This is a genomic window from Pseudoalteromonas sp. UG3-2, from assembly GCF_037120705.1.
GTDB lineage: Bacteria > Pseudomonadota > Gammaproteobacteria > Enterobacterales > Alteromonadaceae > Pseudoalteromonas.
Genome location: NZ_JAWLJU010000001.1, coordinates 16,933 through 36,180, shown reverse-complemented (window position 1 = coordinate 36,180; position 19,248 = coordinate 16,933). Strand labels below are relative to the sequence as shown.

The following is a 19,248-nucleotide window of genomic DNA, read 5'->3' as shown; positions in this document are numbered from 1 at the left end:
CTTTGCTGTTCTCAACAACCGTAATCTTGCTTGATCTTGCCTAGTATTACTTTCGGCTTTTCTTTCCTTGCACTGCTTTAAACCGCGGGTTGCTTTTACAAATGACAAAAACACGACCGCGGCGTTTTACCACTTGGCAGCCGGGCCTGGATTTCGCACTTTTCAGTGAACTCAGTACTTTCATGGCGTTAGGCCTTTTTGCTGCCTAGGTTTTTAAAGCGACGATTAAACTGTGCCACTCGTCCGTCACTGGCAACCAGTTTTTGTTTACCGGTATAAAATGGGTGTGATGCACTAGAAACATCAATAGGAACATAAGGATAGGTTTTACCATCGAGCTCAACGGTTCTGCTTGATTTGATGGTTGAGCCAACAATAAAGTATTTGTCTACCGCGGTGTCGTGAAAGGCAACCAGGCCGTAGTCAGGGTGAATATTGGGTTTCATAAAAGCTCCTATAAAATGATATGTTACAATGTATCAATTGAGGCCATAATATATAGTAGATAACAACGATTCTCAATTACTTTTTCTGGTTGGATACTTCAGGCGCAATTGTTAGGAGCAAAATTGGGGAAATTACCAAGAATAGCGGCGGATTATTGAGCGCTTGCCAGTAAAACTGAACGCATCTTGAGCAATCGAGCACAAGAGACTTACTTTAGTCAAATTTGCCTGTTATAACTAGTAGTGAAGGGTAGTACAAAGCGACGGCAAACTCGCAGTTAACCTAATGGACAAATTTTGACGACACCAACGCGGTTGTGTGGGTGCCTTCATTATAATAACAATATATCGAGCATTTATTATGGATAAACAAGCAGAGTTAGATAACTCCATTTTGGCCAAATTACAAAGTAATGACGACAGTGCCTTGCAACAAGAGCTGGATTCTCTGAGCTGTACTCACAGTGATATTGTCACCCTATTAGCCCAGTATCAAACCCTCAGTGAGCAAGACGACGAGCTATTCGATGCCTGGTACGACAGTTTGTGTCCTGATCAGCTTAAAGTGCTAAAGGCGTTTGAAATCATTCGCTCGCACTTAGAGCAGCAAATTTAGCAGGTTGCAAACACCAGCAAGTCGGTTTTACTTTATTCTGAGATCGTACTTGCGGATCAGCTGATCAATGTATTTACTGCGCAGCGATTCCGTTTGCTCTACCGGTATGTCTACTGCCAAGGCTTTATTAAGCAACTTAATGGCATTATGCACGGCCTGGCGCTGTTCCGGTGGAATGGTTGCTGCAGTTCTTGCCTCGGTAATGTCGTCAATAATGGCGCGGCCAAGGTCGATGTAGAGGGCTTCTTCAACTAAGCCATTTTGACTGATAACGGCATACTTACTACACAAAAACTGTTGCCACACCTGTTGCGTGTGCTCAGCTAAATCATCACCAAAACACGGATCGTCCGTGGTAAATCCTTTTTCAGCGCATTTTGCCAACGCTTCACAGTAACGTTGTTGAAACAGCTCAAACGCCACACTGGATTGATCGACCTTGTGTTTGGTCAGCAGTTGGCCCCAGTTCAGCAAACCTCGGGCATAATAATCGCTGTATTCTTCACATTGGTAAAAACCAAAATAAGAGCTGCAATTTAGCTGGTTTTGAATGCTATAACTGGCTTTAGGAAATAAGCTGTGTTGCTGCCATTGAAATAACTGTTCTTCATCTATTTTAAGGCTACTACACAGCTCCAATGCGGTATAAAAATGGGTATTTAAATATGACGTTAGGCTCATGATTTATTTAACTGGATAAATATACAGTAATTGTGATTTTGCTTGATCATTAAGCAAATCACAAGCCTTTTGCAAAAATTGTTAGAAACTTGGCGAATTACTGTGCTATTTAGGTCGGATCGTGGGTCTTTTTGTGATAAAAATAGCAGTCATCTGCAAGAGTAAAAGAAGCACTATGCAACAAATTCAAACTATTAAAAAAGCAAGTTTAATCACCGCGATTAAAACGCCTTACACCATGAGTGGCGAAGTAGACCTAGATACTTACGATCAGCTGGTTGAAGCGCAAATAAAAGCAGGCGTTGATGGCATTGTGGTGGCAGGCACTACAGGTGAAGGTCAGCTTATGAACTGGGAAGAGCACTTGATGCTTATTGCCCATTCAGTGAGTAAATTTTCTGGTCGTATTCTTATTATTGGTAATACCGGCAGCAACAACACCCGTGAAGCGGTAAAGGCAACACAATACGGCTTTGCCATGGGAATGGACTGTGCTTTACAGATCAATCCTTATTACGGTAGAACCTCAACAGCAGGCCTAAAAGCCCATTTTGATGCCTTATTAGACGTTGGCCCGGCGTTTATTTACAACGTACCTGGTCGTACCGGGCAAGACTTGACTCCTGACTTTATTGAGCCGCTGGCGAAACATAAAAACTTTGTCGGCATGAAAGAGTGTGCTGGCGACGAGCGTATTGCCCACTATGAGGCAAAAGGCATTGCTTGTTGGTCTGGTAATGACGACGAAGCACACCAGAGCCGCCATAAAAGCCAAGCACACGGCGTTATCTCCGTGGCGTCTAACCTCATTCCAGGGCTGTTCCGCCAACTAATGGATAAGCCGAACGAAGCTCTTAATGACTCACTACAGCCACTCATGAATTGGTTGTTCTGCGAGCCAAACCCAATCGCCATTAATAGCGCTTTGATCATGACCGGTGCAGTGAACCCACTATTTAGGTTGCCGTATGTACCACTGTCGAAAGAGCAACAGCAGCAGGGCATTGAGCTAATTAACGCCTTATCAGAAAGTGACTACATTGGTCATGCACCAAAATTAATTGACGAAACCTTGCTTAAGTTTTGTTAAAAATGAATTAGTCCGATATAATCTGCGACCGTTTTCGATTCGGTCGTAGGTTATTATGGCAACGTTTTCATCATTTAGTTTTCCCCAGCCGCTGTTAGATGCACTAACAGAGATTGATTTCCACACGCTCACGCCTATTCAGCAAGCGGCCATTCCAGCTGTGCGTCAAGGCAGTGATGTGCTTGCTACTGCCCAAACCGGAACCGGAAAAACCGCCGCGTTTGCATTGCCAATTATTCATAAATTGCTTGAATCTGAGCAGCAAACCATGCCGCGCGCTTTGATTTTAGCGCCTACGCGTGAGCTGGCAGAGCAAATCGCTAAAAATTGCGCCACTTTTGCTAAGTACACCGACCTAAAAGTACAAGCTCTGTTTGGTGGTGTGAACGTCAATGGTCAGGCTGAGCGCTTGAAGCAAGGGGTAGATATTTTAGTGGCCACACCTGGGCGCTTATTGGATCATATTCGCCTTGGCAATGTCACCTTAAACGCCGTAAAACACCTAGTATTAGATGAAGCCGATCGCATGCTCGACATGGGCTTTATTAACGATATGCAAAAAGTGATTGAGCTGGTGGATGAAAACAAGCAATTGTTACTGTTCTCAGCCACCTTCCCCTCAGCCATGAAGCAATTTGCCAAACAGGTGTTAAAAAACCCTAAATTAATTCAGGCCGCCCCCGAGAACAGTACCGCTGAAACCGTTCGCCATGTGGTTTATCCAGTAAAAGAAGAGCGCAAACGCGAGTTGCTGTCGGAATTGATTGGTAAGAAAAACTGGCAACAAGTGCTGGTGTTCGTCAACATGAAAGAAACCGCAGACAAACTCGTTGAAGAGCTTCAGCTTGACGGCATTGCAGCCAATGTTTGTCATGGCGATAAAAAACAAGGGGCACGTCGTCGCGCGCTTAGAGAGTTTACCGATGGTAAAGTACGCGTAATGGTGGCCACCGAGGTAGCTGCACGCGGTTTAGATATCGTTGGCCTGCCACGGGTGGTGAACTACGATGTGCCATACTTGGCAGAGGATTACGTACACCGCATCGGCCGCACAGGTCGCGCGGGTCAGTTTGGCTACGCCATTACTTTTGTTAGCCGTGAAGAAGAGTCGGATCTTATTCATATTGAGCAGCTAATCGAACAACAGATCCCGCGTTATTATTTACCGGGCTACGAAGTGGCAAACCGCGAGAAGTTGGTGGAAAACATTCAGAAAAAGCCGGCTCACCAGCGCCGTAAAGCGCGAGTGAATAAGCCATCAAACCAAGCCAGTGCTGAAGCACGATTAAAGAATCGTTCTCGTATTGCTAAGGTGCGTAAGCAGCAAAAGCAGAAGTAAGCACTTTTTTAGCTTAGTTGATTAAAAACGCCAGCAAATATGCTGGCGTTTTTGTTTTTTTAAAAGTGACCAGCAGTGCTGAGAGTCATTTAAAAGGCAGGCACTTTTAATGCTTTGGTGTATATAGCACTTTGTCCTCGTGACGGGTTTCTGCGCCCGTCCATGGCCGCCGACTTACGCATCGGTGACGCCCAAAGAAAAGTAATCAAAAGAAAGGGCGATCCAAACATCACACTCACTATTGTACTTTTTTGTCTCGGTGTCTTGGGTTTGTTCGTCCTCGTGAAGGTTTGCTGACGGATTTTTGCTTCTAATCAACAATCTTGTAGCTGCTCTAAGGAAGCAAATGACAGTCGAACTAACTTATCTTTGGATATAAATGAGTTAGAGATGAAGAAAAGCTGTGTGCCAGAAGTAGGCTATGGTATCGCCCGCATAAAGTGCGGATAACAGTTGGCTAAAATTAGCGAAAAATGAGCGCCAGCCAACTGTTAGACGTCCATTTTGATGCGTTTGTTATATTTCACTGAGCTCTGATCTTATAAGCCCAAAGCATTTAAGGTCGTGAAACTGATTTTTCCAGTAACCACTTTGACGTCGTAGACCTTCTTCTTTAAAGCCTATTTTTCTTAAAACAGATTCTGAAGCATCATTTCCAGGGACGGTATCACCTTGAATACGGTTAAGCTCACCACATGCAAGCTCTCCAGAAAATGCAGCATTGATAATTTTATGGACAGCCTCAGTTGTATAACCATTACCCCAAAAGTTAGGCATCAAGTCATAACCAAGCACTGCACTTTTCATTCTAGGGTTCCACGAATTAAAGCCGCAAGTCCCTATCAGTTGGTTGGTTTCTCTTAAGCGGATTGCCCAGCGGATACCTGAACCTTCCTCAAACCGTGATTGAAAAAACTCGATCAGCTTTAGTGCTTGTGATAACTCACTAAACGGTTCTAGATCATAATAATGAGTAACTAATGGGTCAGAAAATAACTCAAATACTGCTTTGCCATCACTATCGTTTAAAGCTGATAACTTTAAACGCGATGTTTCAAGTTCTGGGAATTGCACTAAATCCTCCGTGAAATATAACACCCGCATAAAGGGCGATAACACGTGGGCTAAATTAGGAACGAAGTGACGCAGCCCACGTGTTAGCGTCCCAGCGAGCTTGCGAGCGATTTAATGCGTTTGTTATACGCGTTTTTCGACTTTCCAAGGTGGATTTAAACGGTTCTCACCTGCCCAGTAAAGTTTAATTTTATTTCCAGACGGATCTTTAAGTATGGCTTCTTTCCAAAGATATCTTTGTTCCGTCGGTAGTTGTTCGAATTGAAAACCTTTCTGAGCTAACTCAGCACACAGTTCATCAAGTTTTTCATGTTCGAAATAGATTACAGAACAGTTTTCGAATTCACCCGTTTCAAGAGATAAGGAGAAAGTTGAGCTTCCTTTTGGGCAAGAAAATCTAGAGTAATGCGGCGTATCAACAATTTGAGTGAAGCCAAGCTTTAGATAAAAGTTAACGGCATCGTCCATGTCTTTAACTGGCAAAGTAATCTGGTTTAGTTCCATTAAAACTCCTAGCGTATAACAATTTAATATCGACCCAACGGATCGTTTTTCTACTATTGGCTGGGTCGTTTATCTGATTGAACCAGTTTTATCATACATCTTAACCTATTGCTAAATAATTATTTTTAGCAATACCACCTTTTTTAAAAAAGTAGAAATCGTCCCATTTGCTCGTTTTCTTGACTATAGAGGCAATGTAACCAAACTGTATATATACAGCTCAAGATTCTAGCTATGATGATGTAAACACGCTCTCCATTTTTAAACTCAATCGTAGATAACATCCTAACCAAACAATACTTTTTGCGGTCTGTTGGCACCTAGTTAAAATGGATTGCTGGGTTTATTAATTATCACGACAAGCGGTACTCTTCATCTCTGGAACGTCCGCTTTTGGCGCACAACATACTGTCTGATGATATGAAGCAGATTAGTACTTAGCAAAACATATAGCTAAAAACCATCTGATTTTAATAGAGTAGCTTGCATTACTTCTAACTAATATTTTTATGGCTGCTTAAAACCCAAACTTTTCTCGGCCCGACGAACTCAAAACCTGTATCACTAACTTCTCTCAAATCGGGGATTACATATTTTTCAGCCCCAACCGTTTAAATGGCGATGAGTTTTGTTTAAGAACTGTTGGACTAAAGTACTCATAGAGGAGGCTGCCAAAACCAGAATAGCAACTGCGGGATTGCAGCCTGCCTGTATTAATCTTTTCGTCTGTATGCTAGCTTTATCAACGAAATCATATAAATGGAATAATAAAAATGAAAATTGGTAAAATAGCTTTATGGTTTTACGTTGTGTTTTTTACCGCTTTATTCTCGTGCTCTGCAATGGCAGAGATTAATAAAAAAGCTAATAAAGGATATGAGCAACACACTAAAACTCTAACATCAACAGTGCTGGATGAAGTGCGCACGGTTACGATCCAGCTTCCCAAAAGTTATCACTCCGAACCCAATAAAACATACCCTGTGATTTATCGTCTGGATGGTAAGGGAAATCTCCCACTGATGAGTTCAGTGCTTGAGCGTTTACATGAAGCGAACGTTTCTGCGGCACCAGAAGTCATTATTGTCGCCATTGAAAACACCGAGCGATTACGCGATCTCTATCCAACTAAGAATAAAGAGCCCGCTGGGCCGATGAACATAGGCGGTGGTGCAGCAAAATTTTTAGAGTTTATTGATAGCGAGCTTATTCCTTTTGTAAACCAAGGCTATCGCACCCACGACTTTATAGTGCTTGCTGGCGCTTCTACTGCTGGCACGTTTGCATTGTACGCTTTGCAAGCAAAACCTGACTTATTTCAGGCGCATATTGCTTATAGTCCGGCGGTGTGGTGGAACTATGGCGCAACGGCAAAAAGCACCAAAACATTTATCTCCAAAACCAAACAATTAGATAACTTTCTATTTATTGCCATTGGTAATGAAGGCGGCGTGATGCGCGAAAGGTATGATGATATGGCGCACTTTTTAGCTAATAACCAACCCGAAGGACTGCGTTTTTTCAGTGAGGTTTACGACAATGTACCGCATGGGCTAGTGTCTGGGGCCGGAATGTTTAGTGCCTACCAAAAGTTGTTCTTACCAGTGCAAATGCCTGCCCATGCTTATACCGGTGAATTAAGTTCTATTACCAAGTATTATCAACAACTTTCTGCCCAACATGGTGAAACAATTGCACCTCAAGAAGTGGCCATCAGATCGCTTGGCTACAACCATGTGAGTTCGGGTAATGTGGAAGAGGCAATTAAGTTATTTAAGTACGGCATTTCACTTTATCCAAACAAAGCTGATGCCTACAACGGCCTGGCTTATGGCTATGAAACGGCCCAGCAATATCAAGCCTCTCTTGCACAAGTAAATAAAGCGCTTACCTTGTCGTCTCCAGGCGATGATGGCTACGAGGTGTTTTTAGCGCGAAAAGAGAGGCTAATTAAGTTACTCGCTGAGTAATAATCCAAATATGAAAGTAGACCACTTAAGTCATTGACGTGGTCTATTTATTGGGCATTGAAAGGCATTTAAAAATAGTGGCGGATTCGCTTTATTTTTTCACCGCTAAATTCAAAGATTATTATTAACTCAGTAGAAAGTTTGAACGTTACCAGCGTGTAAGAGCCGTCCTTGGCCCTGCGATGCTATTTCGCGCTGACCCGGCTCGAAATAAGTTAATTGGCTGCTGACTTGAGGGGGTAATGAGCGGAGAGTTGGTGCTGCTGTTGGTTGCCGTTTTACTTTATTAATAATTTGATTGTTGAAACAATCAATGGCGGCTATCGCTATTTCCTAAGGTGTCATTACCTTCTTAGTAAAGTAGGAATTTTTTGTGGGGTCTGATAGGTAGAGTAAACTCGGTTGCGCCAGAACTAAGGAGTCTTGCCAAAACGTGAAAAAGCGGGTTTAATGATACTCATAAACAACTTTTTTCAGGCAAGGATCGAGTCAGGTTTTAGCACTTAGTGCCATAAAAACGGTTTTAGTTGACCGTCTCAGCAAAAGCAAATCCCCATATCATAAACCAAACCAGCAAGATGCTGCGTGCAGGTAGTGGCCCAGTTCAACAAGTGACTTTGCATATTGCTTATGAATTTATACTAAAGCGTTAAATGTCTAAAGAAACATGGAGTGTAACTATGAGAGAAGTATCTTCTTTTGCCGACGAAAGCGGAGTAACTAAAGGTTCTCCATGCTATACAATCGGTATTTTAAATGTCCCTAATAACTACTTGAATGAATTCAACTATCATATAGAAGAAATCTATAAAACTAGCGGTGTTAGGGGAGAAATAAAATGGGAAAAAGTAAGAAAAAGCGCAGGTCAAATTAATTTATGTCTAGATCTTTTGCGCTTTATAATTAACAGCCCTTGTACGTTTCATGCAATAGCGGTCTTAAAAGCACCTTATAAAAAATGGCATAAGGATGAAGAAGCTGCATTTTTTACAACTTACAATCAGCTTCTAAACCAAAGTAGTAAAGGGTTAAATGCTAACTTCAAAGTTTACATTGATCAAAAAAGTACAAAGTATGCTAAACAAGATGAGGTTATGCAAATCATAACTAATCATATGTTAGCAAAGTTGCCTACATCTTCACGAATCGAACATGTCACTATGGAAAACTCAAAGTTGCATTGGGGATTACAGACAGTTGATATTTTAACTGGTGCAGTTAATACGGGGTATCATTTATATTTAAACCCAAGTGCACAAATGTAATTAGCAAAAAAAATAGCAGTATCGAGGATGGCCGCAATTTTAGGATGGGATCAGTTAGCGTACGACACAATGCCTAATAGCATGTTTAATATATGGCATTTCCCCATAGAAACAAGATCCATTCCAGCAACTAAAACAATCAATATAAATTTATCAGTTTCAAATATAAGTCGTGAAGATTTTGAAAGAGCTAGCGACATTTAACAAGGTAATGAAGTCGGATTCATATTAGTTAGCTCATTTTGGCTTCGTTTCACATTTAGTATTACTCACCGCTTATTGTGGCCTTATGTAACTTAGGAGAATCTAGCTTAGTGTTTGATATAATGTCTCTTACTGTTTTTGGTATCTATGGAATTCTTATTATTTTATTCGTTCCTTTTGCAGTTGTAGAAATTAGAAAAAGAAAAGAAAATATAAAAAAGTTAGAAGCTGATCTAAAAAATAAAATTAAAAGTAATTTTGATCTTTCATCTAACGATATTACATTAATTGGGCAAGCTTACGGGCTGTCACCATCGAACTCGAGATTAGCCTTATACAGGGTTTACCGGGATATTGAAGATAAAGAGGTTTTTGACGCTTTAAATAAATTAGTAGCTGAAATTCAAGAAAATGAACCATTTGACACGATGCCAGATGAGGTAAAACCATCTTTATCTAGGTTACAAGTTTTAACAACTAAATCAGATGTCGAGTCAGACAAGCATTTGTTAACTCCAATCACAAATATTCTGACCAAATACCAACAGTTGCTCGAAGATAAAAAGAAAACCCAGAAAAAAAGTAATATCGCTTACACATTAACTGTTGCAAGTTCTTTGGTCAGTGTAATTAGCTTGTACTTTGCTTTTGTTAGCCCTTCGGCTCAAGATATTGCAAAAGAATTAAAAGGTATATCAAAGCAGGAGATACATAACAACCTAAATAACGTGGACTAATAAACTTTGGTTGACTCTCAACGGCAAAATTTATAGCCAAGTTCCTCGCCCGTTATTTGAGCGTTACCACTCTTAGTTGTTGTAAAGTTGCTTAGTGTCAAATGATATGCAGTCAGCTAAGCATCTGGTGACTAAAGCATATAGCTAAAGATCATCTTATTCAAAGGGACCGGCTTTACATTTCAGTCACGCGGCTTAGACAGCGAGTAAAATCAAGGGGAATAACAGTATCACAGTCGGTAGCTCTAGCCTGCAATCAATTTTAACGCTAATAGCATAAAGTTTGAGTATTACATTGATCCTTTAACTAACTGAATGAAAGAGCCACTCCCTTGATTAGTGCTAGGTTAGGGTTAACAGGTTAACGTTAGTGGGCCCAAACGATAAGTTGTATCTGCTGGTTGAGGCAGCGATCAGATCGTACTAAGAGGCTCACAATCTGTGTTTGCCTTAAACGATTATAACGGTTAACACTATAATCTTTTTACTCTACTAGTATGCAAAACTTTGCACATCAACAAGTAAGTCTCTAACTTGTTTATTTATTTTTTTATTAAATTCAAACTCAACTTCGATTTTTTTTAGCTTGCTGACGTTGACTTTAAAATAATTCGTCAGTGCTTCTTTTTTTTGTTCTAAAGTATATTCATCAAAGTTTGGAATATAGCTTGTTTCATATTTCCTGTGGTTCAGCTCTTTGAATGCTCTGACGAACTTTTTTGGCTGAATAGTTACGTTAAAGCGCTTAATAAGCTTGCATACGTAATGATCGAGCTTGTGCAATAGCTGTTCATCATTAATCTCCGAGAAGAAAAAAAGCCAACCTTTGGCTTTATTGTCGAAAACACAACCCGTGATACGAAGGTTAAGTCGCCAAAGTAAAAAAGCTTCACTTTTTTGTTTTGAGTGTTTGTAGCTGGTGAAAATAGATACAAGCGAATGCTTCAACTTTTCTACAGAGCCAAACCGAACGCTAATAGTTGAGTCGTAGAAGTTATATCCTAAATAATCGAAAGAGTGTCCCAGTTGCTCAATAGTCGACTTATCAGGGCGCTTGATAGGGTCATACATTTTTAACCCGATACGACCAAAGCGTTTTCTTATATCGGTTGCTATGTTTTGCGCCTCGTTAAAATCGCAAAATACCATGATATCATCTACATATCGGTAGTACTTAATATTTGGTAACGAGTTATAGTAACTATCAATGTTTAACAGGTATATTGCAGCAAGAATATTGGATATCGCTAAACCTTGGGGCACGCCTCTCGTCGAAAGCTTATCTGTTGTTTTCGAAACTGCCACTGTTGGTGACGTAATTGCAGAAAATAGTACATTTTTAATATCCTCTGAACGTATCTTCTTACCTAACCGACTTCTTAATTCTTTATGCTTTATCGAAGGGTAAAAATTGCTGACATCAAGCTTAATAACGCCTGTAAAACTGCCTGAACCAACATCGGCCTTAACCCGTTTAATCACCTTTTGCGGTAAATTAAATTCAACGTCATCGTCATAAATTTCGGTTAAAAAGTCACACATAGCACGCATTGCAATGCGGTCTCTAACCGTTGGGATTGAAATCTCTCTAGGGGCCTTACCCTTACCTTTACTCACCAGTTTCAGCTTGTACTTAGTGAATTTATAGGTGCCTTCCAACATTTTTCGAGACAAAATAGCTATTTGCTCATCAAGTTGAGCACGGAAGGCGTATTGATCCAAATTATCAATACCTGTCGCACCTGAATAAACCACATGCTCAACAAAAATTCGCTTTAAGTTTTCTTCTGAAAAATGATTATTAAATTTCTGCTGAATTGTCATGCTAACTTCTCAATAGCAACCAAAAGAATAACTGGCAAGATATATAAACACGTCAGTAATACATAACGCTTGACTAACCACCACGTAATGCTGAACCAGTGATACCATGTAGGACAACGATCTAAGCCTGTTTTACACCCTGTATTGGTATCGACACTTTTATTACTGGTAACGTGCTCAAGGCATAAAGCTAGGTAGTAATCATAATCTGTATGGTTTTCGCAAAGCCCCATGATTTGCTCATATTCTGCTGATATTTTTCCTATATCTGCATTCTCTTCTTTAGCTTTGTGGTAGAAAGTCTTGAGAGTTTCATAACTTTCTTTTATAAGGCTTGCCCGCTCTTTGAAAGACAACCCTGCAATAAACCCAGACATACTTAATACCAAAACTGAATACACTATCCAGCTAATACCAGCTAAATCTTCTTGACCTGCTGACGGAGTAAATTCTAAGTAATAGATTGAAACAGCAACGCCAAAAAATGAATACCACAGCAATAGCAACTGTGATTGAAATGCGTTAGACAACAAACGCTTTTCGGCTTGTATTCTTGCTTTTCTTGTCCACCATACATTGTCGGAGAATGCCATTTTACTACTTCCTTTTATTTAGGTGTTCTAGGGTGTCAGTAAGTTACATAGGATTAACACCCCTGGAGGGGCAAGCTGTAAACTTCCGAAGAAGCCACAACTAAGAGACAGGCTCTTCATTATTAGTTGCACTCACAAGTGAGTGGCTAGCCTAGTCAAGCCGGAGCAATCAAGGCCAACACACCCTAGAACAAAACTAGTTACTCTTATACTTTCCCTGTTAGCAAATCTTGCATCAGGCTATTTTTCTCTAGATTTAATTTTTCTAATATGCTTTTCGTGCTTAATGAGCAGCTCTCGAGTTTCGTATCTTCTGCAGAGTCCGTTTTGCACTTCTATATTTGGGAAAGCTAATTTTAAAAACCAATCGACCCGAATTCTTGTATTTTGCATGCTGATTCAACTTTTATCAACTACCGCTTCTGACAAGAACTCAATGGAATAGGCTAGCATTAAGATCGCTATACTCATAGAGCCCAGCTTTGCATTTCAGTCACGCGGCTAATACAGCGAGCAAAAGCAAACTCTAATTGCTCGCCTTGGTAAATGTCTGTGATTGCGGCTTCTGCAAGGAACACCACCAATACTTTAGCTTCATAACATTCATCGATGAGAGCGATTAGGCGTCTTGCTTCGTCATCGCCTATTTTGTTTGCACTGGGGTCGTCTGGGCGGATATAGCCTTCTTCTGTGCCCTGGGCCAGGGATTTATTATCGTCAAGCACGCCTAGGGTGGGCACATTGGCGAGAAATATTGCCTGGTAATGCTGTGCCAGTTCAATGTAGTCTGCGGTTGCTCGTGGGCTTGAGCACAGCGTCATAAAGTCAAAACAAATAATATTGTCGTTGCCACCCAGGGCGGTAATGGCGCGGTTATTAATGCTCAGGGTGGTGGTTTTTATCTGGCCACCTGCCTGAGCAAAAGCATCCCAAAAGGCCTGTTGCTGGTTGATGTAGTAATGCTTAGCGCCAGTGGATTTATGCAACCTATGGTCGGTCTCACCACTTACGCTTATTATTTGGCAATACTGCATTAATAGCTCGATGGTGGGCTCAAAGCGGTCTCGATGTAGGCCGTCTTTGTATAACTCGGTTGGATGACAATTTGAGGTGGCAACCAAGGTTACGCCTTGGTCAAACAACGCGTCGAATAAACGTGCCATGATAATGGCGTCACCAATATCGGTGACAAAAAACTCGTCAAAGCACAACAATGAGGTGGTTTCTGCCCAGTTTTTGGCAACCAGAGTTAGCGGATCTCTCACTCCTTGAATTTGATTTAATTCCTTGTGCACCTGCTGCATAAAGTGATGAAAGTGCAGCCGTTTTTTGGTCGTCACTGGCGTAGATTGGTAAAACCAGTCCATTAGCATGGTTTTACCCCGGCCAACGGGACCATAAAAGTAAATGCCTTTACTGTGTTGGCCTTTAGCCAAAGCAAGAGACAGCGCATCTAAGGCCACGATGGCCTCACGTTGAGCAGGATCTGGGGTTAAATTTTTATTGGCAAGCTCATCTTGGTAACGACTTAGAATGGACATAACTTGGTTTGGCTGCTGGTACAAACGTCAATACTATCATAAAGCTAGTGTAAAGGGAGGCGCCAGCAGAACAGTTCGGTGTGCTTGCAGCTGGAGCAAACACACATCAGTAAAAGGGATAGGTTAGATTACGCAGAGCAGTTACTTCATTTACACCTATTTCTCAGCTTGAAATCGCTAGGCTTCAGCCATGTCTAACACCTTGCCAATGGCTGGCATGGCCGATAACTGCCGTGAATAGCGTTTTAAGTTTTTTAATGATGGGGTTTTATCAATTAATGTTTTGGCGCGTGTGATCAGCATATATAAGTAGCTGTCGCAGAGGGTAAATTGCTCGGCAAAGAAGTAGTGGTTGTCACCAAGGTGCTTATTAATGACCAAAAAGGCTTCTTCTAAGCGAGTTTGTTGTGAACGGATCAGGTCATCGTACATTAGGGCACTTTGGGTGTGGCGCTCGGGATACATGTACATCAACAAGTCACTTTGAATTGTGGCATTCATAAAATGAAGCCACTGAATGCTCTGGGCTCGCTGCTGCTTATCAGCGGGAAGCAGTTGTTTATCTGGGTGCTTTTCACACAGGTATTGTGAAATGGCGGCACTGTCAAAGAGGGTAAAGTCATTATCCACTAGGGCAGGGACCTGTCCAGCCGGGCTGAGTTGTAAATATTGACTGCTGCGATGAACGTTTTTGGCGATATCCACCAGTTCTAGTTGATAAGGCGCTCCAATCATTTCAAGGAGTATGTGCGGGGCTAGGCTTGCGCTGTCGGGATAATAAAAGAGTGTATACATAGTTCACCTAATGTTAGGTCACAACTACCACAAGGAAAAGAGTTAAAAAAGAGCGGCGGTAGTGTGAAATGGCTGAAAGTAGGCTCCTTCTTTGCTGTGTCCTATTCAACCTTAGGTGACAGTGGCGGATTTCTCAAATAAAAAATGCCAGCAAAAGCTGGCATTTAGATAATTTCATAGTCAGGCTATGGGTTGTAATAAATTGGCGAGTTAGGTCCTACAGGTAAGCCTAAACCAAACACCCAAACATAAAACAGCAATACCCAGCCAATAAAGAAGAACATGCTATACGGCAGCATAGTGGCAACGAGCGTGCCTATGCCCATGTCTTTTTTGTACTTAGTGGCCACCGCCAGTATCAAGCCAAAGTAACTCATCATGGGGGTAATAAGGTTGGTGACTGAGTCGCCAATTCTATACGCCGCTTGAATGGTTTCAGGAGCGTAGCCAATCAACATTAGCATAGGCACAAAAATAGGAGCGGTCACCGCCCACTGCGCTGATGAAGAACCTAAGCTTAAGTTAACCATGGCACACATTAAAATAAACAATACAAACACTTCAGGGCCAGTGAGGTTAAGCGCTTGCAGTAAGGCCGCGCCATTGATGGCCAAAATAGTACCTAGGTTGGTCCACTTAAAGAAGGCCACAAACTGCGCCGCAAAGAAGACCAGCACAATGTACATGCCCATCGAGCCCATGCTTTTACTCATGGCATCAATGACATCGCGGTCGTTTTTCATGGTGCCAACAACGCGGCCATAAACAAAGCCTGGAATGGCAAAGGTGACAAAAATAAATACCACAATGCCTTTAAGGAACGGCGAGCCGGCTACTTCACCGGTTTCTGGATGACGCAGAATACCGTCTTCTGGCACTATGGTGTAGGCTAAGATGGCACACATAACCAACAACGCCACACCAGCCCATTTTAGACCAGACTTTTCTGTGGCGGTGAGCTTTTCAATGTTGTTGTCGTTAAGATCAATGCTGGCTTCATCTGGGTTGTATTTACCAAGGCGTGGCTCAACAATTTTCTCAGTAACCAGGGTACCTACCGTGGCAATTAAAAACACCGAGATCATCATGAAGTACCAGTTTGCTTCTGGGCCTACCTGATAAGTGGGGTCAATCATTTGCGCTGCAGGTGTGGTGATACCGGCTAATAGCGGGTCAATGGTGCCTAACAGTAAGTTGGCACTGTAACCACCAGAAACACCGGCAAACGCGGCGGCAAGACCAGCCAATGGGTGTCTTCCTAGGCTATGAAAAATCATCGCCGCAAGCGGGATCAGCACCACGTAACCTAACTCTGAAGCGGTATTAGATAAAATAGCGGCAAACACCACCATAAAGGTAACCAAGCGCTTAGAAGCGCCCATCACCATGCCACGCATGGCCGCAGAAAGTAAGCCAGAATGTTCGGCAACGCTCACCCCCAACAAGGCAACCAATACGGTGCCAAGCGGCGCAAAGCCAGTAAAGTTAGTAACCAAACCGGTTACAATGCGTTGTAGGCCTTCTGCACTTAACAGGCTTACGACTTCAATAACACCATCGGGATCGCGGCCAGCGGCTCCTTCAGGGCGAGGGTCGATGGCCGACAAGCCCATCCAGTCGGCAATGCCACTGAATACCACAATGGCAATACAAAACATTGCAAATAAGGTAATAGGGTGGGGAAGCATGTTCCCAAGAAACTCAACAGTAGCTAAAAAGCGATTAAATAACCCGCCTTTTGGCTCCTGCGGCTCCTGATTATCAGCTTGCGTCTCTACAGCATTTGACATAGCTTTTTTCTCAGTTCCAAAAAATGCCGAAACCTTACCACTTTTTGCTTACGAGATCATGTGAAAGCGGCTATTTGTCCTGTTTTTAGGGTAAGTAACCAAACCCAAAGGGGGAGGTTAAAACAGATTCAGTTGTTTGTTATCGCGCTTGTTAGAGGTTTTCTTTTTACTGGCGCGACGTTTACGAGAAGCATGCACTTTCACCACCCGTTTAGTTTCAGACTGGTCAACATGCTGTTTGTAAAAATCGCCAATACGCTTTTTTGCTTCCCGTGCGGCATCTTCCGGTGGTGTGGGTAGCAGGTAGTAGCGATCTTCTTTGAGGCCTGGGTATAACCAAGGGGTATGGATGTAATGATCGGGCACATGATCTAGCTCGGGCACATAGCGACGAATAAAGCGGCCATCGGGGTCGTATTTTTCACCTTGGCTTACTGGATTATAAATACGAAATGGGTTTATTCCCGTGGTGCCCGATTGCATTTGCACTTGGGGGTAGTGGATCCCAGGTTCATAATCAACAAACAATGCCGCTAAGCGCGCGGCGGGCTTTGGCCAATCTAACCACAGATGATAGCTGGCGTAGGCCATTAACATGGCACGCATACGAAAGTTTATCCAGCCGCTGTTAATCAGCATGCGAATACAGGCATCGACAAAGGGCACGCCAGTGGTGCCTGTACTCCAGCGCTCGAATTTGTCTTCATCAAACTCTGCGGCGCGCATTTGTAACAGTGAGGTGTGCACCGCGTGTTCGCAATACGCCGGTTCCGTTTCAAGTTTTTGCACAAAATGACTATGCCAAAAAAGCCGCGATAAAAACCCGCTCTTGTTGCGTTTGTTGTCACACTCAATTGCCGCCGCTTGTTGTATCACTTGGCGTAAACTCAGTATCCCGTAAGCCAAATACGGACTTAATCGTGAACTTGCGGTGGGCGATTTCACCGGACTGGAAATACCAAACAAATATTGGTTAATACGTTGCTCAAAAAAGCTGTTAAGGGTATGCTCGGCAGCATCCAGGCCGCCGCGCTGCGGGTTGTTGGCCCAGCAATCATCGTTGCCTGGATAGCGCTCTAGTAATTCTAAACCACTGTGCTGCGACAGTAATGGTGTGATCCGTGGGCAAGCGTAAGGCTCGGCAAACAGCCATTTATCGGCGAGTTGCTGCCATTGGTCGCGGTCAACCGAGCCGCGAAACACCGCTTGCTGGCGGTATTCATGATAAGCCACATTGTGCTCACGACACCACTTAAGCACTTTTTTATCGCGCTCATAGGTCCAAGTATTGCCGGTTTCTTGGTGGCAAAAAACATGTGCCACAGCAATGTGCTGGTGAATTTTATTAAACACCTCAATAACATCGCCTTGGCGAACCGTAAGGGTGCCTCCTAATGACTGTAATTGCTTGGCTAGACACAGCAAGGAGCTGGCAATAAATTGAAATTGTCGTGCACTGCTGTCGGCTAGTTGCCAATAGGGCGGTTCAACAACATATAAAACTAGGGTGGGTAGACCATTTTGGCTGGCTTCATAAAGTGGACGATGGTCGTGCACTCTAAGGTCTCGCTTAAGCCAGACCAAGTTAATCATCTAACACCCCTTTGAACAGCAGTGGGTAGCGGCGCAAGCGCTTGCCAATGTAATCATCGGCTAAAATTTGCTGGCAGATCCGCTCAACGTTATCGTCTACCGCAAAAACCCAATCAAAGCGCTCTATGGCCAACAAAAAGCCACGTTTTAAGTAGCTTTGCTGGCGATAATATTCGCAGTTGGCTTTGATGATAGAGAGCTTTTGCGGCTGCTGAAGTAGCTCTGTGATGACGCGGTCAATGTAATGGCGTGTTTGTTTTGATTCAGCTCGAGGTCGCCGCGGACGACGACCAACGGAGGTTCTAGGATATAAACTACTCATTCGCCTCTTTGTAAATAAACTCAAGCTTTTTAATAAAGCTGTCTTTCAAGTTGTCGTGTTCATAATCTAAGTGATAAGTATTATGAAATCCCGAGCGCAGCAACACGCCGCTGCCTTGCAGGTAAATTGTGTAACCGTCGGGGTCGGCATACGCCGTTATACCTTCGTACATCTTGCCTTCTTCGGTCACTTCACCGTTATTTTGAATATGCTCGAATACGGCCAATAGAAACTTGCTGTCTAATTCGTTTTTCATTGTTCACCTCGTTATTGCTTTACGCCCATCAAGTAACACAGGATCACTTAATCAATGCGGAAATCGCCTTAAAGTCTTCATGCTTAGCGGATTTTAGCCACTGAAATAAAATGGACTCGACACTAAGCACCCGTGCGCCATCGGCTTGCATTTGCGACAGTGCCCAGTCACTGTGTTTTGCATTTCGAGCACAAATGCCATCTGCTACCAGTATCACATTAAAATTATCCGCCAATAAATCATTCACGGTTTGCTGCACACAAATGTGGCTTTCTAGTCCTACCACTATCACAGTATCTCGTTCTGAGCGTTGCACTGCTTCGCGGCACTCACTACTGTCATAGGCACTAAATACGGTTTTTTCAACCACGGGAAAGTCAAAAGACAACAGACTGGGGGCAGTGTGGCCTAAGCCTTGTGGATACTGTTCGAATATCACGCCAGGGATAGCAAGGGTGCTGGCTGCCTGAAGTAGGATCTTAACGCGCTCCTCAACATCGTGAAACGCTGTGATATGGGGTCGGAATTTTTCTTGAATATCGACAACTAATACTTGGCTTTCGGATTGTTTAATGTTCATCATCGGCTCCTTTGATGGTTATGCTATT

At 42.7% G+C, this 19,248-nt stretch carries 20 protein-coding genes; 6 read left to right on the top strand and 14 right to left on the bottom strand.

Features of this window, described 5'->3' with window-relative positions:
- Nucleotides 1–46 precede the first annotated feature (46 nt).
- Together ykgO and R3P39_RS00170 are read right to left on the bottom strand one after the other, a co-directional pair.
- A complete protein-coding gene (gene ykgO, locus R3P39_RS00175; protein WP_336564994.1) occupies nt 47–184 on the bottom strand; it encodes a type B 50S ribosomal protein L36 in 138 nt (45 codons plus the stop codon).
- A gap of 4 nt (nt 185–188) precedes the next feature.
- On the bottom strand, nt 189–446 hold the full coding sequence (locus R3P39_RS00170; protein ID WP_336564993.1) for a type B 50S ribosomal protein L31: 258 nt from the start codon (nt 444–446) through the stop codon (nt 189–191).
- Between the two features lie 361 nt (nt 447–807).
- On the opposite strand from R3P39_RS00170, the gene R3P39_RS00165 reads away from it, so the two are divergent.
- Nucleotides 808–1,062 (top strand): hypothetical protein, encoded by a 255-nt coding sequence (locus tag R3P39_RS00165; RefSeq protein WP_336564992.1) that lies wholly within the window; start codon nt 808–810, stop codon nt 1,060–1,062.
- A gap of 27 nt (nt 1,063–1,089) precedes the next feature.
- Here the strand turns inward: R3P39_RS00165 and R3P39_RS00160 are convergent, their stop codons facing one another.
- Nucleotides 1,090–1,743, bottom strand: coding sequence for a DUF6058 family natural product biosynthesis protein (locus R3P39_RS00160; RefSeq protein WP_336564991.1), 654 nt, complete (start codon nt 1,741–1,743; stop codon nt 1,090–1,092).
- Between the two features lie 175 nt (nt 1,744–1,918).
- Here R3P39_RS00160 and dapA point away from each other — a divergent pair, with 175 nt between their 5' ends.
- Together dapA and R3P39_RS00150 are read left to right on the top strand one after the other, a co-directional pair.
- Complete coding sequence (gene dapA, locus R3P39_RS00155; protein WP_336564990.1) at nt 1,919–2,833, top strand: 4-hydroxy-tetrahydrodipicolinate synthase; 915 nt, start codon at nt 1,919–1,921, stop codon at nt 2,831–2,833.
- A 55-nt stretch (nt 2,834–2,888) separates the two neighbouring features.
- Nucleotides 2,889–4,172: a DEAD/DEAH box helicase gene (locus R3P39_RS00150; protein WP_336564989.1), complete on the top strand. Its 1,284-nt coding sequence runs from the start codon at nt 2,889–2,891 to the stop codon at nt 4,170–4,172.
- Between the two features lie 516 nt (nt 4,173–4,688).
- On the opposite strand, the gene R3P39_RS00145 is transcribed toward R3P39_RS00150, so the two are convergent.
- Both R3P39_RS00145 and R3P39_RS00140 read right to left on the bottom strand, forming a co-directional pair.
- Nucleotides 4,689–5,246, bottom strand: a complete 558-nt coding sequence (locus tag R3P39_RS00145) for a GNAT family N-acetyltransferase (RefSeq protein WP_336564988.1) — start codon at nt 5,244–5,246, stop codon at nt 4,689–4,691.
- A gap of 123 nt (nt 5,247–5,369) precedes the next feature.
- A complete protein-coding gene (locus R3P39_RS00140) occupies nt 5,370–5,750 on the bottom strand; it encodes a VOC family protein (RefSeq protein ID WP_336564987.1) in 381 nt (126 codons plus the stop codon).
- A gap of 773 nt (nt 5,751–6,523) precedes the next feature.
- Here R3P39_RS00140 and R3P39_RS00135 point away from each other — a divergent pair.
- From R3P39_RS00135 to R3P39_RS00125, 3 genes are all read left to right on the top strand, one after another.
- On the top strand, nt 6,524–7,720 hold the full coding sequence (locus tag R3P39_RS00135) for an alpha/beta hydrolase-fold protein (protein ID WP_336564986.1): 1,197 nt from the start codon (nt 6,524–6,526) through the stop codon (nt 7,718–7,720).
- Between the two features lie 653 nt (nt 7,721–8,373).
- Complete coding sequence (locus tag R3P39_RS00130) at nt 8,374–8,985, top strand: DUF3800 domain-containing protein (RefSeq protein WP_336564985.1); 612 nt, start codon at nt 8,374–8,376, stop codon at nt 8,983–8,985.
- A gap of 314 nt (nt 8,986–9,299) precedes the next feature.
- Entirely contained in the window at nt 9,300–9,926 is a 627-nt protein-coding gene (locus tag R3P39_RS00125; RefSeq protein WP_336564984.1) for a hypothetical protein, read from the top strand.
- Between the two features lie 492 nt (nt 9,927–10,418).
- Here R3P39_RS00125 and R3P39_RS00120 read toward each other — a convergent pair whose 3' ends face one another.
- From R3P39_RS00120 to R3P39_RS00080, 9 genes are all read right to left on the bottom strand, one after another.
- The gene (locus R3P39_RS00120; protein WP_336564983.1) at nt 10,419–11,750 is read right to left on the bottom strand and encodes a reverse transcriptase domain-containing protein; all 1,332 of its coding nucleotides are present in this window, start codon (nt 11,748–11,750) and stop codon (nt 10,419–10,421) included.
- Nucleotides 11,747–12,343: an SLATT domain-containing protein gene (locus R3P39_RS00115; protein ID WP_336564982.1), complete on the bottom strand. Its 597-nt coding sequence runs from the start codon at nt 12,341–12,343 to the stop codon at nt 11,747–11,749. Before R3P39_RS00115 ends, R3P39_RS00120 begins: the two co-directional genes overlap by 4 nt.
- A 467-nt stretch (nt 12,344–12,810) precedes the next feature.
- On the bottom strand, nt 12,811–13,884 hold the full coding sequence (zapE, locus tag R3P39_RS00110) for a cell division protein ZapE (protein ID WP_336564981.1): 1,074 nt from the start codon (nt 13,882–13,884) through the stop codon (nt 12,811–12,813).
- Nucleotides 13,885–14,061: 177 nt separating this feature from the next.
- A complete protein-coding gene (locus R3P39_RS00105) occupies nt 14,062–14,679 on the bottom strand; it encodes a glutathione S-transferase family protein (RefSeq protein ID WP_336564980.1) in 618 nt (205 codons plus the stop codon).
- 185 nt (nt 14,680–14,864) lie between these two features.
- Nucleotides 14,865–16,469 carry an AbgT family transporter gene (locus R3P39_RS00100; protein ID WP_336564979.1) on the bottom strand — a complete coding sequence of 535 codons (1,605 nt, stop codon included), beginning with the start codon at nt 16,467–16,469 and terminating at the stop codon, nt 14,865–14,867.
- A gap of 117 nt (nt 16,470–16,586) precedes the next feature.
- Nucleotides 16,587–18,062 (bottom strand): FAD-binding domain-containing protein, encoded by a 1,476-nt coding sequence (locus R3P39_RS00095; protein ID WP_336564978.1) that lies wholly within the window; start codon nt 18,060–18,062, stop codon nt 16,587–16,589.
- The gene (locus R3P39_RS00090; RefSeq protein ID WP_336564977.1) at nt 18,055–18,384 is read right to left on the bottom strand and encodes a hypothetical protein; all 330 of its coding nucleotides are present in this window, start codon (nt 18,382–18,384) and stop codon (nt 18,055–18,057) included. Before R3P39_RS00090 ends, R3P39_RS00095 begins: the two co-directional genes overlap by 8 nt.
- Nucleotides 18,377–18,640 carry a DUF3081 domain-containing protein gene (locus tag R3P39_RS00085; protein ID WP_336564976.1) on the bottom strand — a complete coding sequence of 88 codons (264 nt, stop codon included), beginning with the start codon at nt 18,638–18,640 and terminating at the stop codon, nt 18,377–18,379. The genes R3P39_RS00090 and R3P39_RS00085 overlap by 8 nt, the downstream gene beginning before the upstream one ends.
- 43 nt (nt 18,641–18,683) lie before the next feature.
- Nucleotides 18,684–19,223: an isochorismatase family protein gene (locus tag R3P39_RS00080; RefSeq protein WP_336564975.1), complete on the bottom strand. Its 540-nt coding sequence runs from the start codon at nt 19,221–19,223 to the stop codon at nt 18,684–18,686.
- Nucleotides 19,224–19,248 lie beyond the last annotated feature (25 nt).

Coding starts and splice junctions, on each gene's coding strand:
- ykgO (WP_336564994.1), bottom strand. CDS start 184: ATGAAAGTACTGAGTTCACTGAAAAGTGCGAAATCCAGGCCCGGCTGC.
- R3P39_RS00170 (WP_336564993.1), bottom strand. CDS start 446: ATGAAACCCAATATTCACCCTGACTACGGCCTGGTTGCCTTTCACGAC.
- R3P39_RS00165 (WP_336564992.1), top strand. CDS start 808: ATGGATAAACAAGCAGAGTTAGATAACTCCATTTTGGCCAAATTACAA.
- R3P39_RS00160 (WP_336564991.1), bottom strand. CDS start 1,743: ATGAGCCTAACGTCATATTTAAATACCCATTTTTATACCGCATTGGAG.
- dapA (WP_336564990.1), top strand. CDS start 1,919: ATGCAACAAATTCAAACTATTAAAAAAGCAAGTTTAATCACCGCGATT.
- R3P39_RS00150 (WP_336564989.1), top strand. CDS start 2,889: ATGGCAACGTTTTCATCATTTAGTTTTCCCCAGCCGCTGTTAGATGCA.
- R3P39_RS00140 (WP_336564987.1), bottom strand. CDS start 5,750: ATGGAACTAAACCAGATTACTTTGCCAGTTAAAGACATGGACGATGCC.
- R3P39_RS00135 (WP_336564986.1), top strand. CDS start 6,524: ATGAAAATTGGTAAAATAGCTTTATGGTTTTACGTTGTGTTTTTTACC.
- R3P39_RS00130 (WP_336564985.1), top strand. CDS start 8,374: ATGTCTAAAGAAACATGGAGTGTAACTATGAGAGAAGTATCTTCTTTT.
- R3P39_RS00120 (WP_336564983.1), bottom strand. CDS start 11,750: ATGACAATTCAGCAGAAATTTAATAATCATTTTTCAGAAGAAAACTTA.
- R3P39_RS00115 (WP_336564982.1), bottom strand. CDS start 12,343: ATGGCATTCTCCGACAATGTATGGTGGACAAGAAAAGCAAGAATACAA.
- zapE (WP_336564981.1), bottom strand. CDS start 13,884: ATGTCCATTCTAAGTCGTTACCAAGATGAGCTTGCCAATAAAAATTTA.
- R3P39_RS00105 (WP_336564980.1), bottom strand. CDS start 14,679: ATGTATACACTCTTTTATTATCCCGACAGCGCAAGCCTAGCCCCGCAC.
- R3P39_RS00100 (WP_336564979.1), bottom strand. CDS start 16,469: ATGTCAAATGCTGTAGAGACGCAAGCTGATAATCAGGAGCCGCAGGAG.
- R3P39_RS00095 (WP_336564978.1), bottom strand. CDS start 18,062: ATGATTAACTTGGTCTGGCTTAAGCGAGACCTTAGAGTGCACGACCAT.
- R3P39_RS00090 (WP_336564977.1), bottom strand. CDS start 18,384: ATGAGTAGTTTATATCCTAGAACCTCCGTTGGTCGTCGTCCGCGGCGA.
- R3P39_RS00085 (WP_336564976.1), bottom strand. CDS start 18,640: ATGAAAAACGAATTAGACAGCAAGTTTCTATTGGCCGTATTCGAGCAT.
- R3P39_RS00080 (WP_336564975.1), bottom strand. CDS start 19,223: ATGATGAACATTAAACAATCCGAAAGCCAAGTATTAGTTGTCGATATT.